Source organism: Pseudomonas sp. OVF7 (assembly GCF_030644265.1).
GTDB classification, from domain to species: Bacteria; Pseudomonadota; Gammaproteobacteria; order Pseudomonadales; family Pseudomonadaceae; genus Aquipseudomonas; species Aquipseudomonas gorinensis.
On the sequence record NZ_CP128996.1, the window covers coordinates 545,610 to 562,683 of the forward strand.

The window sequence follows — 17,074 nt, forward strand, 5'->3', positions numbered from 1 at the left end:
GGACGCCACGGCAAGCGTGGCGATCACATCTGACAGCAAATTATTCCCAGGCACACCACAAATCAAAATGTGGGAGGGGTACATCCTTCAGACGTACTGCGCTGCGGCGTAACCCGACGCCCACGCCCACTGAAAGTTAAACCCGCCCAGGTGCCCGGTCACATCCAGCACTTCCCCAATAAAGTACAAGCCCGGGCTTTTCAGTGATTCCATGGTCTTGGACGACACTTCCCGCGTATCCACGCCGCCCAGCGTCACTTCGGCGGTGCGATAACCTTCGGTGCCTGCCGGCACCAATTGCCAGTTCCCCAGCTTGTTGGCGATATCCGCCACTTCGGCATGGGTGTACTGCTTCATCGGCTTGGACACGAACCAGGTTTCCGACAGCAAGTTGGCCATTTTCTTGGTGAAGATTTCACCCAGCAAGGTTTTCAGCTCGCTGTTGGGCCGCTCGACCTGTTGCTGTTGCAGCCAGCTGTGGGCGTCGTGGTCGGGCAGCAGGTTGATCTCGACTGTGTCGCCGGGCTCCCAGTACGAAGAAATCTGCAAGATCGCCGGGCCGCTCAGGCCGCGGTGGGTAAACAGAATGTTCTCGCGAAAGCTCTGGCCGTTGCAGCTGACCAGGCAATCCACCGAGGTGCCGGACAGCTCGCCGCACAAGTCCTTGAGCTGGTCGGTGATGGTGAACGGCACCAGCCCGGCGCGGGTCGGCAGCAGTTCGTGGCCGAACTGCCTGGCCACTTGATAGCCAAATCCGGTAGCGCCCAGGGTTGGAATCGACAGGCCGCCGGTGGCGATCACCAGGGATTCGCAGCGCAGCTCACCCAAGGTGGTCTGCAACTGGTAGCCGTTATCGAGCTTGGCGATTTCCTGGATAGACGTATCCAGGTGCAGGCTCACGCCGGTCTGGATGCATTCGTCGAGCAACATGCCGAGGATATCGCTGGACTTGTTATCGCAAAACAGTTGGCCGAGTTTCTTCTCGTGGTACGGCACGCCGTGCTTGGCCACCAGGCCGATGAAATCCCACTGGGTATAACGGGCCAGGGCGGACTTGCAGAAGTGCGCGTTGTGCGAAAGGAAGTTGGCCGGCTCGGTGTACAGGTTAGTGAAATTGCAGCGGCCACCGCCGGACATCAGGATCTTCTTGCCGGCCTTGTTGGCATGGTCGATCAACATCACCTTGCGCCCACGCCCCGCAGCGGTCAGGGCGCACATCAAGCCTGCGGCGCCGGCGCCAATGATCACAACTTCGGTCGAGCGCACAGCAATGTCCTCATCTATGAATCAGTACGATCCCTGTAGGAGCGAGCTTGCTCGCGAAAACCCCATAGACGACACGGGCTACCTGATAGCGCTGCGTGATCGTTGACGTTTTTCGCGAGCAAGCTCGCTCCTACAAGGGGGGTGGGTTTTTTACAGGATGCGAACGCGCAACGAACGGCCCTTGATCTTGCCGTCATTCAAACGCTGCAACGCCTGCTTGGCGACGCCACGCTCCACGGCCACGAAGGCCTGGAAGTCAAAGATCGCGATCTTGCCCACCTGGGCGCCTGGGATGCCGGCTTCCCCGGTCAATGCGCCAAGGATATCGCCCGGGCGCACTTTGTCTTTACGGCCGGCGGCGATGCACAGGGTGCTCATCTGCGGCAGCAGCGGGCCACCGCTTTGCGGCTTGAGGTTGTCCAGTTGGTCCCAGTTCAACGGCGACTTTTGCAGTTGCTCGATGGCCTGGGCGCGGTGCGCTTCGGAAGGCGCCACCAGGCTGATGGCGATGCCGGTCTCACCGGCACGACCGGTACGGCCGACGCGGTGGATGTGGATTTCCGAGTCGCGGGCCAGTTCGACGTTGATCACCATGTCCAGCGAGTCGATGTCCAGGCCACGGGCGGCGACGTCGGTCGCCACCAGCACCGAGGTGCTGCGGTTGGCGAACATCGCCAGTACCTGGTCGCGGTCGCGCTGTTCCAGGTCGCCATGCAGGCCGACGGCGGAAATACCCTTGGACGTCAGGTGGTCGACGGTTTCCTGCACTTGCTGCTTGGTGAAGCAGAACGCCACGCACGATGCCGGGCGGAAGTGCGCGAGGACTTTCGTCACCGCGTCCATGCGCTCTTCCGGCGAGATTTCGAAGAAACGCTGCTCGATCTGGTCGTCGGAGTGGAAGGCTTCGGCTTTGACTTGCTGCGGCGCGCGCATGAACTTGGAGGCCAACTGCTTGATGCTCACCGGGTAGGTGGCCGAGAACAGCAGGGTCTGGCGGCGTGCCGGGGTCTTGCTGATGATGTCTTCGATGGCGTCGTAGAAGCCCATGTCGAGCATGCGGTCGGCTTCGTCGAGGATCAGCGTGTTCAAGCCATCGAGCACCAGCGAACCCTTGCGCAGGTGCTGCTGGATACGGCCCGGGGTGCCGACGATCACGTGGGCGCCATGTTCCAGGGAGGCGATCTGCGGGCCGAGGGACACGCCACCGCACAGGGTCAGCACCTTGATGTTGTCTTCGGCACGGGCCAGGCGACGGATTTCCTTGGCGACCTGGTCGGCCAGCTCACGGGTCGGGCACATCACCAGGGCCTGGCAGCCGAAGTAGCGCGGGTTGATCGGGTTCAGCAGGCCGATGCCGAAGGCGGCGGTCTTGCCACTGCCGGTCTTGGCCTGCGCGATCAGGTCCAGCCCCTTGAGGATCACCGGCAAGCTTTGCGCCTGGATCTGCGTCATCTCGGCATAACCCAGCGAGTCGAGGTTAGCCAGCATGGCGGCGGAGAGCGGCAAAGTATTAAAAGCGGTGGCGATGGTGGTCACGGGACTGGCTCTGCAAAACAAAATGTCGCGCAGTGTACCAGCCCTATGGGATTTTCCCTGCAAGTTCTCGACGAGACGCCTGCTAGTGCTCGATGTGGTGTTCGCGGCTGACCACACGTTTGCCGTCTTTTGGCGACAATTGCAGGAAGATCGCCGCCGCCAGCATCGCCATGATGCCCACCGTGAGGAAGGTCAGTTGGAACGCGCCGAGTACCGTGCTGACGCCGTCGTTGCCCGATTCGGCGGTGAAGCCCCCGAGCAACGCACCGGCGCAGGCCACCCCCAGGCTCAGGGACAATTGCGCCACCACCGACAGCAAACTATTGCCGCTGCTGGCCTGGGCGTCGTCGAGGTCGATCAGGGTCACGGTGTTCATGGCGGTAAATTGCAGGGAGTTGATCGCCCCCAGCACCGCCAGCATGCCCAGCAACAGCGGGTAGGGTGTTTGCTCGCTGACCAGGCCCATGCTCGCCAGCATGATGCCCAGGGCCAGGGTGTTGCCGGTCAACACCACGCGATAACCCAGGCGCTCGATCAGCGGGCGCGCCACCGACTTGGCGAACATCGCCGCGGCCGCCAGGGGCAGCATGCTCATCCCTGCCTGGGACGGCGAATACCCCAGGGCCACTTGCAGCAGCAACGGCACCAGGAACGGCAAGGCACCGCTGCCCAGGCGCGCGAACAGGTTGCCGAGGATGCCCACCGCAAAGGTGCGGGTCTTGAACAGCGCCGGCGAGAACAGCGGGTTATCGATATGCCCGGCGCGCAGCCAATACGCCGCCAGGCACGCCAACCCGCCGAACAGCAGCAACATCACCCGCAGGTGCGGCAGGTGCAGTTCGCCCAAGCCTTCCATGGCAATGGTGATCAGCACCATCGCTGCGCCGAACAGCAGGAAGCCGATGCCATCGAAGCGCGTACGTTCGCTGCCGCGCAGGTCGGGGATGAGTTTCCACACGGCATAGCAACCGATCATGCCCACCGGCAGGTTGATCAGGAAGATCCAGTGCCACGTCAGGTATTGCACCATCCAACCGCCCATGGTCGGGCCGAGCAAGGGCCCGAGCAGGCCGGGGATGGTAATGAAACCCATGATCCGCACCAATTCGGAGCGGGGGTAAGCACGTAGAACCACGAGCCGGCCAACCGGCAGCATCAACGCACCGCCGAGGCCCTGGATAACCCGTGCGCCCACCAGCATGGTCAGGCTGCTGGACAGGGCGCACAGCAAGGAGCCGATGCTGAACAGCATGATCGCGCCGAAGAAGATTTTCTTGGTGCCGAAGCGGTCGGCGATCCAGCCCGAGGCCGGGATCAGCAAGGCGACGGTGAGCATGTAGGCGATCACCACCCCTTGCATGCGCAGCGGGTTTTCCGCCAGGTCCCGGGCCATGGCCGGCAGTGCCGTGTTGAGAATCGTCCCATCCAGCGATTGCATGAAGAAGGCAATCGCTACTACCCAGGGGAGCCAGCGGGCAGTCTTGGCATCGAGAGGGGCACGATCTGGCATGGGGTACCTTTTTGTTAGCCGGCTATGTGTCGGCGATTATGCGCCATTCGTCGCTCCTTTTCCCACTGGCGGTTCGTCTAAATCCGACAGCTTTGCGTGCTCTCCCACCAAGAAATCCAACAGCGCGCGGTGCACCGCCAGGGCTGATTCACGGGACTCCAGGTCGAGTAAATGCCCGGTATGTTCCGCCACGGCAAAGCTGCTGTGGCCAACGTAGTGCTTGAACAACTGGGCATCGGCGGCCGGGGTGTATTCGTCCAGCGTGCCGTTGAGAAAGTGCACCGGGGTTTCGATCTGTTTGAGCTGGGGCAGGTAGTTGCCATCGCCCAGCGCCAACACCTGGTGGATATGGAAACGCGCCTGGCGGTACTCGGTGGTGGCCATGTTCGACAGGTGCCGATGGTTGTTGCGCTTGAGCCGGGGCGACAGGTATTTGCCGACGGTCTCGTTGAGCAAGTGGCCGACGGCGGATTTGTCATCGGCCTCGATCAGCACGCGTACCCGCTCCACATAGTCGAGCATGGCCTGGTTCAGGTTGGGCGCCAGGGCCATGACTACCGAACTTTCGATCGACGGCGGGTTATGCGCCAGGGTCAGCAGCGTGGAGATACCGCCCCACGAGGCCGACACCAGGTGGTTGACCTGGAAGCGCTCGACCAGCGCGCGCAGGATTTGGACTTCGTCGTCCTTGGTCACCAGGTCCAGGTCGGTGTTGTACTCGCGCGAATAGCCGGAGAACGGCAGGTCGAACAACAGCACATTGAAATGCTCGGCCAGGCATTTGCTGGTGCGGGCGAATGAGCGTGTGGTGGACAGTGCGCCATTGACCATCAAGATGGTCTTCTTTTCCGAATCGTTTCCTAGCTGCTCAACATGAACGTTGTAGTGCTTGAACAGCTTTTCAATGACAAAACTTCCATGGTTCATGTCAACGCTCCAGCTTGCCCTTCCCGGGCAAGGTCATGCTCTCGTGGATGAGGTGGCGGGGGGCCACTAACTCTTATAACGAGGTTTTTCGCAGGCGACAACAGGCTGCCCGTGCAGACTGGGAGGAAGAGAATTTACGGTAGGAAGGGCTGAAACCGCGATGTCTGAAATCAGCACAGGACAAGGTGGGAGGGAGCTTGCTCCCGATGGCGGTGTATCAGCAAAGTACTCATTGACTGACACACCGCCATCGGGGGCAAGTCCCCTCCCACAGGGGGCTGTATTTACAGGGTCAGGGTCAGGCGTTTTACCAACGCCCCCGGCAACAGGTTGGACGCGGTGTTGCGTTGGCTGTAGGTACTGGCCGACAGCAGCAGTTCGCGCTCGGCGGTCAGGGCCTCCAACTGCGACCCGAGCAAGCTGTAGACGCTGTCATCAAAGCGCATGGTGCTGACCGGCGCCTTGATCTCACCGTCTTCCACCCAGAACGTGGCGAAGCGCGTCATGCCGGTCAGGCGGGCGGCCGGCAGGTCGGAGTAGTTCAGGTACCACAGGTTGCTGATATACAGCCCGGTGCCCAGTTGCTTGAGGATATCGGCCTGGGCCAAGGTGCCCGCCGCCATCTGCAAGGCACTGGGGGATTCGTCGCGGCTGGCGCCGTTGGCGCTGAGGCCGTATTCAGCGGCGCTGCGCGAGTTCACCAGTTGGCCATCGGCTTTGCCGGCGTTGATCAGCGTGACATCGCTGCGCGGGTAGCCCTCGGTGGAAAACGCCTGGCTCAGGGAGCCGCTGATCTGCTCATCCACCGTCACCAGCGGGCTCAGCGATTGTTCGCCGGCATACAACCGTTGCAACGAGCTGCCTTTGCTGGCGATGGCCTGGGCGGAAAAACCACCCCAGGTGATGATGCTGATGATTTCTTCCAGCGCCGCGGGGGCCAGGTAGGCGCGGTATTGCCCAGGCGCCAGTGTGTGCAGCGGGCGGTCGAGGAACTCCAGCTGTTGGCGGGCCAGTTGGAAGCGCCGGGCGAACTCGTCGCTGTTCCAGGTGTGCCCGGCATAACTGGCTTTCACCGCTTCGCCATTGGCGTGGAACAGGCTGAAATCGAAGTTGAAGCTATTGGCCTGGTGCCAGCCAAATGCGCCGTTGGAACTGGCAAAGCCACGGCTGATCGGGCCTGCGGCATAAAAGCCGACCAGGTCGACGCCGTGCGCCGCCTGGCTGATTTCCTCCAGCACCTGCGCCAGGTCGGGCAGGGGGCGCGCCTGTTCGTTGTGGCTTTGCCAGGCGTTGTGGTTGAGCAGCAAGTACGGGTCGTGCGGCAGCAGTGGCAAGGTTTCACGCAACTGTTGCAGGCCGTCGGCGAGGCGCTGGCGGTCCAGCTCCGGTTCGCCGGCCAGGGTGATGCCCAGGTCGGCATGGCGGCCTTCGTTGATCAGCTTGAGGGTGAGGCTGGCCTGTTGCACTTGCCCGGCCTGACGCACCTTGGCGTGGTTGAAACGCACGAACTCGGACGATTCGGCGGCATAGCCCAGGTGAAATTGTTCCTTGTCGGTGAGGGCCTGCTTGAGCCACTGCACCAATGCCTTGAAGTTGTTCATCAGGCATCTCCCCCGAATACATCAACGTTGCTGAACACACAGGCGGGCGAGGCATGGCCGACGCGGATCACCTGGTTGGGTTCGCCTTTGCCGCAGTTGGGCGTGCCCAGGACCTTGAAGGTGCTGGCGTCGCCCACTGCGCTGAGGTTGCGCCAGAACTGCGCGGAGATAGCCCGGTAGTTGGGGTTTTTCACCACGCCCTTGAGCTCACCGTTTTTAATCAACTGGCCCCACTCGCAGCCGAACTGGAATTTATTGCGCGCATCGTCGATCGACCACGAACGGTTGGTCGACATCAGGATGCCGTGTTCGATGCCGCCAATCAGTTGCGCCAGGCTCTTATCCCCGGCTTCGATATTCAGGTTGGCCATGCGGTCGATCGGCGGGCGGTTCCAACTGCTGGCACGGCTGTTGGCCACACCGTTCATGCCCGAACGGAATTGCGACAGCGCGCCGCCCAACGGCTTGAGCAGCAGCCCTTCGCGGATCAGGAACTGCTTGCTGGCGGCGCTGCCGTCGTCGTCATGGCTATAACTGGCAAGTTGTTCGGGAATGTCCGGGTCGAACGTCACGTTCAACAGCTTGGAGCCGTATTGCAGGTGGCCGAAGTCGCTGGCCTTGACGAAGCTGGTGCCGGCGTAATTGCGCTCATCACCCAGGATGCGGTCGAGCTCCAGTGGATGGCCGATGGATTCGTGGATTTGCAGGATCATCTGGTCGGGCATCAGCAGCAGGTCGCGCGGGCCTTGGGGCGTATTCGGCGCCAGCAGCAGTTGCAGGGCTTCGTCGGCGATGCGGGGTGCGGCGCCGACCAGGCCAAAACGCTCGATCACGTCAAAGCTGCCTTGCTGGCCGAAGTTGCTGCCGCCGAGGGTACGGGTCTGGCTGTCGTTGCCGTCGTAGGCCGTGACGTTGACGCCGGGGAATACGAACCGTTGGGCCTGGCGCAGTTCGGCCCCGGCATTATTGAGGTAGATCTGCTCGACGTGGCTCAGGCCGAGGCTGACTTCCCAGTTGACCAGGCGTTCGTCGCGGGGCACGGCGGCGGATTCATCACCCAGCAGTTGGTAGCAGTCGCTCAAGGAAGGGAAGGCTTGCGCAAGGTTCGGTGACAGGTAGTCGGCCACGTCGCTGGAGACCTGTTGATCGCGCAGGTCGAGCAGGGCGTGAGGCTTGATCAGGCGCGCTTGCTGTTCGGCACGTTCAAGGGCCGCTTGCAGGCCGGCCAGGGAAATATCGTGGGTCGCGGCATAGGCTTCGACGCCGTTGACACGCACGGTGAGCATGGCGCCTGCGTCGTGGTTCAGGTGCGGCGGTTCGGCGACGTTCTTGCGCACCGACAGGTAGTGGCCTGACTCACGTACGTAGCGCAGGGAGAAGAAGTCGGCGGTGGTGCGCAGGGCACTGAAATGTTTTTTGAGTGTGGCGTGGTGTTCGAACATGGGGCCTTCCTTGTGGGCGGCTCAGCGCGGGCAGGCAAACAGAGTAGGCCTGGGCTGGGGGCTGATCAAGGAAAGGTGATTCTTTGTGGCAAGTGCCCCTGTGGCGAGCGGGCTTGCCCCGCGTCGGGCTGCGCAGCGGCCCCAAAAATCTTGGGAGCGCTACGCACTCCAACGCGGGGCAAGCCCGCTCGCCACAGGGAATGGGTTACTGCGCAGTCGGCCCCACTTCACGCAGCGGCTTGCCACGCACCGGTGCGGTGCCTGCCACGTAGTAGTCGGCGGTGCTGCGCGGCAGCGGCTTGCGACCACGGATCTTGTCGGCGATTTTCTCGGCGATCATGATCGTCGGCGCGTTCAGGTTGCCGGTGGTGATGATCGGCATGATCGACGCATCGACCACACGCAGGCCTTGCATGCCATGCACGCGGCCTTCGCCATCGACCACGGCCATCTCATCGGTGCCCATCTTGCACGAGCAGGACGGGTGGAACGCGGTTTCGGCGTGTTCTCGGATGAACTTGTCGAGTTGCTCATCGGCTTGCACCTCGATGCCCGGGCTGATTTCGCGGCCGCGGTACGGGTCCAGCGCCGGCTGTTGCATGATTTCGCGGGTCAGGCGGATGCCGTCGCGAAACTCCTGCCAATCCTGCTCGGTGGCCATGTAGTTGAAGAGGATGCTCGGGTAGTCCCGTGGGTTCTTCGACTTCAGTTGCACGCGGCCACGGCTTGGCGAGCGCATGGACCCCATGTGCGCCTGGAAACCGTGCTCTTTCACGCCGTTGCTGCCGTTGTAGTTAATCGCTACCGGCAGGAAGTGGTACTGGATGTTCGGCCAATCGAATTCTTCACGGGTACGGATAAAACCGCCGGCCTCGAACTGGTTGCTGGCGCCGATGCCGGTGCCGTTGAACAGCCACTCGGCACCGATGGCCGGCTGGTTGTACCAGAGCAGCGATGGGTACAGCGACACCGGTTGGGTGCAGGCGTATTGCAGGTACAGCTCAAGGTGGTCTTGCAGGTTTTCGCCGACACCGGGCAGGTCATGGACCACCGGAATGTCGAGGCTTTCCAGCAGTTTGGCCGGGCCGACACCGGAGCGTTGCAGCAGCTGCGGCGAGGCGATTGCGCCGCTGCACACCAGCACTTCCTTGCGGGCGCGGGCTTCGACGCGCTCTTCGGCGGCACCGATCAGGTAACGCACGCCAACGGCACGCTTGCCTTCGAACAACACTTTGTCGGTCAGGGCGTGGGTGACGATGGTCAGGGTCGAACGCTTTTTGGCCGTGTCCAGGTAACCGCGCGCGGTGCTGGCGCGTCGGCCGTTTGGCGTGACGGTACGGTCCATCGGGCCGAAGCCTTCCTGCTGGTAGCCGTTCAAGTCTTCGGTACGCGGGTAACCGGCCTGTACGCCGGCTTCGACCATGGCGTGGAACAGCGGGTTGTTGCCGGCTTTGGGCGTCGTCACGCTGACCGGGCCGTCGCCGCCATGGTAGTCGTTGGGGCCGATGTCGCGGGTTTCGGCTTTACGGAAATACGGCAGGCAGTCGAGGTAGGTCCAGTCTTCCAGACCGGGCAGTTTCGACCAGTTGTCGTAGTCCAGGGCGTTGCCACGGATGTAGCACATGCCGTTGATCAAGGAAGAGCCACCCAGGCCCTTGCCGCGCCCGCATTCCATACGGCGGCCGTTCATGTGCGGCTCTGGATCGGTTTCGTAGGCCCAGTTGTAGCGGCGGCCTTGCAGCGGGAATGCCAGGGCGGCGGGCATCTGGGTACGGAAGTCGAGACGGTAGTCAGGACCGCCGGCTTCCAGCAGCAGGACGGTGACGCCTTCGTCTTCGGTCAGACGGGTCGCCAGGGTGTTACCGGCGGAGCCGGCACCCACAATGATGTAATCGTATTCTTGGGACATAAATGCACCCTCTTTGATGTGTGGTCAGGTCGGGCCTCATCGGGGGCGAGCCCCCTCCCACACTGACTGTGTTCACAGTTTCAGATGTGTAAACACAGTCAAACGTGGGAGGGGGCTAGCCCCCGATGGCGGCCTGACAGGCAATACAAAACTCGGGTCTTAGAACACCGAGGCGTAGTCGCCCAGCTCAACCTGTACCGATTTGATGCGAGTGAAGTTGTTCAGCGAGCTGATCCCGTTCTCACGGCCCACACCCGACTGCTTGTAGCCACCGACCGGCATCTTCGCGTCGGACTCGCCCCAGGCGTTGATCCAGCAGATACCCGCTTCCAGCTGGTGAATCACGCGGTGGGCGCGGTTCAGGTCCTTGGTGACCAGGCCGGCGGCCAGGCCGAAGTCGGTGTCGTTGGCGCGGCGGATCACTTCTGCTTCGGTCTCGTAAGTGAGGATGCTCATCACCGGGCCGAAGATTTCTTCACGGACGATGGTCATCTCGTCGGTGCAGTCAGTGAATACGGTCGGGGCCACGTAGGCGCCTTTGGCGAAGGCACCATCGGTCAGGCGATCGCCGCCGCACAGTACGCGGGCGCCTTCTTCCTTACCTTTGGCGATGTAGCCCAGCACGCTTTCCATGTGGGCGAAGCTGACCAGTGGGCCGAAGTTGGTGTTGGCATCTTGCGGGTCGCCCACGCGGATGCGCGCAACACGCTCGGTAATCTTGGCTTCGAACGCGGCTTGCAGGTGCTTTGGCACAAACACGCGCGTGCCGTTGGTGCAGACCTGGCCGGAGCTGTAGAAGTTGGCCATCATCGCAATGTCGGCGGCGCGATCCAGGTCGGCGTCGTCGAAAATGATCAGCGGGGACTTGCCGCCCAGTTCCATGGTCACTTCCTTGAGCGAAGAGCTCGAAGCGCTGGCCATGACTTTTTTACCGGTGTCGGTGCCGCCGGTGAACGAGACTTTCTCGATGCGTGGGTGTTCGGTCAGCCAGGTGCCGACTTCACGGCCGCTGCCGGTCAAGACGTTGAATACACCGGCTGGAACGCCGGCCTCGGTGTAGATCTCGGCCAGTTTCAAGGTGGTCAGCGAGGTGACTTCGCTGGGCTTGAAGATCATCGCGTTACCGGCGGCCAGGGCTGGCGCGGATTTCCACAGGGCGATCTGGATCGGGTAGTTCCACGCGCCGATACCGGCGACCACGCCCAGCGGCTCGCGACGGGTGTAGACGAACGAGGTATCGCGCAGCGGGATCTGCTCGCCTTCGATGGCCGGCACCAGGCCTGCGTAGTACTCCAGCACGTCGGCGCCGGTGACGATGTCGACGTACTGGGTTTCAGAGAAGGCTTTACCGGTGTCCAGGGTTTCCAGGGCGGCCAGTTCGTCGTTGCGCTCGCGCAGGATGTCGACGGCACGACGCAGGATGCGCGAACGCTCCATGGCGGTCATGGCGGCCCAGATTTTCTGGCCTTTTTCAGCGCTGACCACGGCACGTTCAACGTCGTCTTTCGTGGCGCGTTGCACTTGGGCGAGAACTTCACCGTTAGCCGGGTTGATGGCTTCGAAGGTGGCATCGCTGCCAGCGTCGCTGTAGCCGCCGTCAATGTAGAGTTTTTGCAGGTCGAAACGGGCCATAAAGTCCTCGCAAGTGCATAAGTGGTTGGCGTTACCCGCCGCAAAGTGGGCCATAAGGGTGTGGCAACACTGAGTGGCGGACGTTCAGGGGTTGAGCGGTTATGTGTGCTCTAACTCACCTGCTTGGCCAATTGGAAATCCATGTATTCGTAAGCGATCCGTTGCGCCTGCGCCGTGTCGAAAGCGTCTCCCGACAGGGCGCCGCGCAACCACAAACCGTCGATCAGGGCCGCCAGGCCTCGGGCTGCTTTGCGTGCGTGCGGCAGCGGCAGCACTCGGCGGAACTGGCAGCACAGGTTGGAATACAGACGTTGATCGTTGATCCGCTGCAACCTGTGCAAAGACGGGTGGTGCATGCTGGCGGCCCAGAAGGCCAGCCAGGTTTTCATTGCCGGTCCATTGACCTGGCTCGCATCGAAGTTCCCCCCGATGATCACCTGAATGTGTGCCCGTGGGCTGTCATCCTTCAGCGCCAGCCTGCGTTCATGGACGTTCTCGATCAGCACGTTCATCAGGTAGCGCATCGTCGCGGCGATCAGGCCGTTCTTGTCCTGAAAGTAGTGACTGATGATGCCGTTCGAAACACCGGCCAGACGGGCAATCAGCGCAATGCTGGCATCTCCCATCCCGACCTGATCGATGGCCGTCAGCGTGGCTTCGATCAACTGTTGGCGGCGTATGGGTTGCATACCGACCTTGGGCATGTAGCACCTCTCCTTAGGCCTGCCGACGCGCGATCAACGTTCGTCGACTTGAAGGCCAGTCTATTTTGTTTTGATTGAACGTTCAATCAACAAAGAATAAGCTCTGCGACAAATGGTCGCTGCCTACAGGTATTTCCTACCCGAGGCCAACGACATCTGACACCTGGAAAACCCTTGAAACACCCGCTGTACCGCTACGGCGGGGGCCATGGATTTTCGGGGTGTCTTTATAACACCCGTCCGTCGACTGCCGAAAAATCGATGGCGCGGGATAACCGCTGCCTTGTGTTTCTCTCTCGCACTGCCTGGAGCATCTGCGCCATGAGTTCTGCCTCTCTTATAAAGACCCCGCCAGAAAAGGTGCGGGTCAACGGTTGGGTGTTCTACACCTCCACCGCATTGATTCTGTTGTTGACCGCCATCCTGATCATCGCTCCGCAAGAGGCCGGGCGCATGCTCGGCATCGCACAGGCGTGGCTGTCGAAAAGCTTCGGCTGGTACTACATGGTGGTCATCGCCGCCTACCTGGTGTTCGTGGTGGGCCTGGCGTTTTCCTCCTACGGCAAGCTGAAACTAGGCAGCAAGGACGACACCCCGGACTTCAGCTACGGCGCCTGGGCCGGCATGTTGTTTTCGTCGGGCATCGGCATTTCGTTGCTGTACTTCGGCGCCTCGGAACCGTTGGACCACTACTTCAACCCGCCTGAAGGCGCAGCGGCCAGCAACGGTGCGGCACGCCAGGCGTTGCAGTTGACCTTCCTGCACTGGGGCCTGCATGGCTGGGCGATCTATGCGTTGGTCGGCCTGGCCGTGGCGTACTTCGCGTATCGCCATAACCAGCCGCTGGCGCTGCGTTCGGCGCTGTACCCGCTGGTGGGCGAACGGTGGGTCAAGGGCGCGGCCGGGCATGCCGTGGACGGTTTCGGCATGTTCGTGACCCTGCTGGGCCTGGTGACCAACCTGGGCATCGGCTCGATGCAGGTGTCGTCCGGGCTGGAAAACCTGTTCGGCATGGCGCACAGCAACACGAACCTGTTGATCGTCATCATCGTGATGAGCACCGTGGCGACCATTGCTGCCGTGTCGGGCGTGGAGAACGGCATTCGTCGCCTGTCCAACCTCAACATCGTGCTGTTCAGCGGCCTGCTGATCTTTGTGCTGTTGTTCGGCCCGACCCTGCACTTGCTCAACGGCCTGGTGCAGAACACCGGTGACTACCTCAACGGCATCATCCTGAAAACCTTCGACCTGTATGTGTACGAAGGCGACGCCGACAAGACCGAGCGCTGGATGGGCCTGTGGACCCTGTTCTACTGGGCCTGGTGGATTTCCTGGGCGCCTTTCGTGGGCATGTTCATCGCGCGTATTTCCCGGGGCCGCACGGTGCGTGAATTGGTCGCCGGCGTGCTGTTGATCCCGCTGGGCTTTACCTTGGCGTGGCTGTCGATCTTCGGCAACTCGGCACTGGACCTGGTGCTCAACCACGGTGCGGTAGAGTTGGGCAAGACGGCGCTGGAACAACCGTCCATGGCTATCTACCAACTGCTGGAGCATTACCCCGCGTCGAAAATCGTGATTGGCGTGTCGATCTTTGTAGGCTTTGTGCTGTTTTTGACCCCGGCGGACTCCGGCGCGGTGATGATGGCGAACCTTTCCTGCAAGGGTGGCAACGTGGATGAGGATGCGCCGCACTGGCTGCGGATCTTCTGGTCGGCGGTGATCACCCTGGTGACGATCGGCCTGCTGTTTGCGGGTAACTTCGAAGCCATGCAAACCATGGTGGTGCTGGCGGGGCTGCCGTTCTCGGTGGTGCTGATCTTCTTTATGTTCGGTTTGCACAAGGCGATGCGCCAGGACGTGGCGACGGAGCTGGAGCAGGCGCAGTTGGCCGAGCGTGGTCGTCGTGGTTTCAGCGAGCGCCTGAGCGCGTTGGACCTGCAACCGAGCCAGGCCACCGTGCAACGCTTTATGGACAAGCATGTAACGCCGGCGTTGGAAGAAGCCGCGACGGTGTTGCGCGAGCAGGGGCTGGAAGTGCAGACCCTGTTGGGCAAATCCAAGCGCTGCATTGGCGTGCGCATCGAGAGGGAAGAGGGGAATCCGTTTGTCTACGAAGTCAGCCTGGATGGCTACTCGACGGCGTCGGACGACCTGCCCGAGGAAGAGCGCACCCGTTACTACCGTGCTGAGGTGTACCTGCATAACGGGCCTCAGGAGTACGACCTGATGGGCTTCGCCCAGGAACAGATCACCCGGGACGTGCTCGATCAGTTTGAAAGCCATCGGCAGCTCCTTGGCCGTGTCTATAGCTGATAGTTGAAATGAGCACCGCCGCCTTCACGGACGAACTGTAGGAGCGAGCTTGCTCGCGAAAAACGTCAACGATAACGCGGGTATCCTGGCTTAATGCGTTGTCTGATCGTTCTTCGCGAGCAAGCTCGCTCCTACAGTGGGCCTGGGTGATTAGCCCAGGTTTTTGCCCAGCAGAGCATGGTACAGCTCACTGTCGCCCAAGATCCCCACCACCTGGTTGTTGTCATGCAACACCAGCTTGTTCCCCGTCTGATAACGAATCTGCAGCGCATCGCGCATGCCGATATTCGAATCCACCAGCGTCGGCAACCGACCCAGGCCTTCCACCGCTTGCCCGGGTGCCCAGTTCTGCAGGTTCATCACCGCGCCATTCTGGCGGGCGCCCTTGATGGTGTTGCCTTCGGCCAGGTCCAGCCACGAGTCGCCGCCCGGATCGAGACACACCGAACCGTTGACGCGCTTGCAGTTGTCCAGGGTGCGCATCAGGCTGCGCCCGCACAGTACGTTCAGCGGGTTGGTGTGGGCGACGAAGGTGCGCACATAGTCATCCGCCGGGTTCAGCACGATCTCTTCCGGCACGCTGTACTGGATGATCTTGCCGTCTTTCATGATCGCGATACGGCTGCCGAGCTTGAGGGCTTCGTCGAGGTCGTGGCTGACGAACACAATGGTCTTGCTCAGCTTGCTCTGCAGTTCCAGCAGTTCGTCCTGCAGGCCCTGGCGGATCAGCGGGTCGAGGGCCGAGAAGGGTTCATCCATCAGCAGGATATCGGCGTCCATCGCCAGCGCGCGGGCCAGGCCGACACGTTGCTGCATGCCGCCGGACAGTTCGTCGGGCTTCTTGTTGCGCCACTGGGTCAGGCCCACCAGTTCGAGTTTCTCGTCCACCAGCTTGCGCCGGTCTTTCTCCGGACGGCCCTGCATTTCCAGGCCGAAGCTGATGTTCTCGCGCACCGTCAGCCAGGGCATCAGGGCGAACTTCTGGAACACCATGGCGATGCGCTTGGTGCGCATCATTTTCAGCTCCGCCGGGGTGCAGGAGGCGATGTCGATCTGGCGCCCTTCATGCTCCACGAACAGCTGGCCACGGCTGACCGTATTGAGGCCGTTGATGCAGCGCAGCAGGCTCGATTTGCCGGAACCGGACAGGCCCATCAGCACGCAGATTTCACCTTTCTCGACATCCAGGCTGGCTTTTTCTACGCCGACAATCTGCCCGGTTTTTTTCAGGATCTCATTACGGCTCATGCCCTGGTCCAGCAGCTTGAGCGCTTCGCGTGGGTCTTTGGAGAAGATCACATCGACATTGTCGAATCGGATAATGCTCATGCATCACCCCCTACTTTGGCGTCGGGTTGTTTGCAGATGCGGTCGAGCATGATGGCCAGCAATACGATCGCCAGGCCGGCTTCAAAGCCCAGGGCGATATCGGCGGTGTTCAGCGCGTTGACCACCGGCTTGCCGAGGCCATCGGCACCCACCAGGGCGGCGATCACCACCATCGACAACGACAGCATGATGCATTGGGTAATGCCGGCAGCGATGCTCGGCATGGCGTGGGGCAGTTCAATGCGCGAGAGCAACTGACGGCGCGAGCAGCCAAAGGCCTTGCCGGCGTCCATCAACTCTTGCGGTACATCGCGGATACCCAGGTAGGTCAGGCGGATCGGCGCGGCAATCGCGAACACCACCGTGGAAATCAGCCCGGGCACCACACCCAGCCCGAAGAGGGTCAGGGTAGGGATGAGGTAGACGAAGGTCGGTACGGTCTGCATCAGATCGAGCACCGGCCGCATCAGGGTGTAGAACATCGGCTTGTGCGCGGCAACAATGCCCAGCGGCACTCCGATGACCACGCAGACCAGGGTGGCGAACAACACCTGCGCGAGGGTTTCCATGGTTTCCTGCCAGTACCCAAGGTTCAGGATCAGCAGGAAGGAGGCGACGACAAAAACCGTCAGGCCCCATTTACGTTGAATAAAGTGAGCCAGCAGCGCAATCAGACCGATCAATGCCAGCGGATTGAACCAGGTCAGCGCGAACGTCACGCCGTGGATCATCGTTTCCAGTGTCGATGCGATTGCGTCGAAATAGTTGGCACCGTGTTTGGTCAACCATTCGACGAAGGCAGCGATGTACTGGCCTAGTGGGATTTTCTGTTCAGTCAGCATGGTAGTGAATGTCCACATGCGAAGGGGAAAACATCCCGGGGCAGCGCACCGCCCCGGGGTCAG

Annotated in this window: 12 protein-coding genes; 1 reads left to right on the top strand and 11 read right to left on the bottom strand. The window is 61.6% G+C overall.

The window, feature by feature from the left end; translation table 11 throughout:
- Positions 1–87 precede the first annotated feature (87 nt).
- From QU606_RS02505 to betI, 9 genes are all read right to left on the bottom strand, one after another.
- Positions 88–1,266: an NAD(P)/FAD-dependent oxidoreductase gene (locus QU606_RS02505; protein WP_102623695.1), complete on the bottom strand. Its 1,179-nt coding sequence runs from the start codon at positions 1,264–1,266 to the stop codon at positions 88–90.
- A 150-nt stretch (positions 1,267–1,416) separates the two neighbouring features.
- Positions 1,417–2,754, bottom strand: coding sequence for an ATP-dependent RNA helicase DbpA (gene dbpA, locus QU606_RS02510; RefSeq protein ID WP_236646017.1), 1,338 nt, complete (start codon positions 2,752–2,754; stop codon positions 1,417–1,419).
- Between the two features lie 130 nt (positions 2,755–2,884).
- Complete coding sequence (gene mdtD / locus QU606_RS02515) at positions 2,885–4,312, bottom strand: multidrug transporter subunit MdtD (protein WP_024077833.1); 1,428 nt, start codon at positions 4,310–4,312, stop codon at positions 2,885–2,887.
- Between the two features lie 36 nt (positions 4,313–4,348).
- Positions 4,349–5,239 (bottom strand): alpha/beta fold hydrolase, encoded by an 891-nt coding sequence (locus tag QU606_RS02520; protein ID WP_024077832.1) that lies wholly within the window; start codon positions 5,237–5,239, stop codon positions 4,349–4,351.
- 284 nt (positions 5,240–5,523) lie between these two features.
- On the bottom strand, positions 5,524–6,840 hold the full coding sequence (locus QU606_RS02525; protein ID WP_304998078.1) for a TldD/PmbA family protein: 1,317 nt from the start codon (positions 6,838–6,840) through the stop codon (positions 5,524–5,526).
- Positions 6,840–8,282 carry a TldD/PmbA family protein gene (locus QU606_RS02530; protein WP_304998079.1) on the bottom strand — a complete coding sequence of 481 codons (1,443 nt, stop codon included), beginning with the start codon at positions 8,280–8,282 and terminating at the stop codon, positions 6,840–6,842. Before QU606_RS02530 ends, QU606_RS02525 begins: the two co-directional genes overlap by 1 nt.
- A 205-nt stretch (positions 8,283–8,487) precedes the next feature.
- Entirely contained in the window at positions 8,488–10,191 is a 1,704-nt protein-coding gene (betA, locus tag QU606_RS02535) for a choline dehydrogenase (protein WP_304998080.1), read from the bottom strand.
- Between the two features lie 159 nt (positions 10,192–10,350).
- A complete protein-coding gene (betB, locus tag QU606_RS02540) occupies positions 10,351–11,823 on the bottom strand; it encodes a betaine-aldehyde dehydrogenase (RefSeq protein WP_304998081.1) in 1,473 nt (490 codons plus the stop codon).
- 110 nt (positions 11,824–11,933) lie between these two features.
- Positions 11,934–12,527 carry a transcriptional regulator BetI gene (betI, locus tag QU606_RS02545; RefSeq protein WP_024077827.1) on the bottom strand — a complete coding sequence of 198 codons (594 nt, stop codon included), beginning with the start codon at positions 12,525–12,527 and terminating at the stop codon, positions 11,934–11,936.
- Positions 12,528–12,905: 378 nt separating this feature from the next.
- On the opposite strand from betI, the gene QU606_RS02550 reads away from it, so the two are divergent.
- On the top strand, positions 12,906–14,840 hold the full coding sequence (locus QU606_RS02550; RefSeq protein ID WP_223820643.1) for a BCCT family transporter: 1,935 nt from the start codon (positions 12,906–12,908) through the stop codon (positions 14,838–14,840).
- Between the two features lie 150 nt (positions 14,841–14,990).
- On the opposite strand, the gene choV is transcribed toward QU606_RS02550, so the two are convergent.
- Positions 14,991–16,169, bottom strand: coding sequence for a choline ABC transporter ATP-binding protein (gene choV / locus QU606_RS02555; protein ID WP_024077825.1), 1,179 nt, complete (start codon positions 16,167–16,169; stop codon positions 14,991–14,993).
- The gene (gene choW, locus QU606_RS02560) at positions 16,166–17,011 is read right to left on the bottom strand and encodes a choline ABC transporter permease subunit (RefSeq protein ID WP_041161040.1); all 846 of its coding nucleotides are present in this window, start codon (positions 17,009–17,011) and stop codon (positions 16,166–16,168) included. The genes choV and choW overlap by 4 nt, the downstream gene beginning before the upstream one ends.
- Between the last annotated feature and the right edge of the window lie 63 nt (positions 17,012–17,074).

Excerpts from the sequence above, each read along its gene's own strand:
- dbpA (WP_236646017.1), bottom strand. The coding sequence starts at position 2,754 with ATGCTGGCTAACCTCGACTCGCTGGGTTATGCCGAGATGACGCAGATC.
- mdtD (WP_024077833.1), bottom strand. The coding sequence starts at position 4,312 with ATGCCAGATCGTGCCCCTCTCGATGCCAAGACTGCCCGCTGGCTCCCC.
- QU606_RS02520 (WP_024077832.1), bottom strand. The coding sequence starts at position 5,239 with ATGAACCATGGAAGTTTTGTCATTGAAAAGCTGTTCAAGCACTACAAC.
- QU606_RS02525 (WP_304998078.1), bottom strand. The coding sequence starts at position 6,840 with ATGAACAACTTCAAGGCATTGGTGCAGTGGCTCAAGCAGGCCCTCACC.
- QU606_RS02530 (WP_304998079.1), bottom strand. The coding sequence starts at position 8,282 with ATGTTCGAACACCACGCCACACTCAAAAAACATTTCAGTGCCCTGCGC.
- betA (WP_304998080.1), bottom strand. The coding sequence starts at position 10,191 with ATGTCCCAAGAATACGATTACATCATTGTGGGTGCCGGCTCCGCCGGT.
- betB (WP_304998081.1), bottom strand. The coding sequence starts at position 11,823 with ATGGCCCGTTTCGACCTGCAAAAACTCTACATTGACGGCGGCTACAGC.
- betI (WP_024077827.1), bottom strand. The coding sequence starts at position 12,527 with ATGCCCAAGGTCGGTATGCAACCCATACGCCGCCAACAGTTGATCGAA.
- choV (WP_024077825.1), bottom strand. The coding sequence starts at position 16,169 with ATGAGCATTATCCGATTCGACAATGTCGATGTGATCTTCTCCAAAGAC.
- choW (WP_041161040.1), bottom strand. The coding sequence starts at position 17,011 with ATGCTGACTGAACAGAAAATCCCACTAGGCCAGTACATCGCTGCCTTC.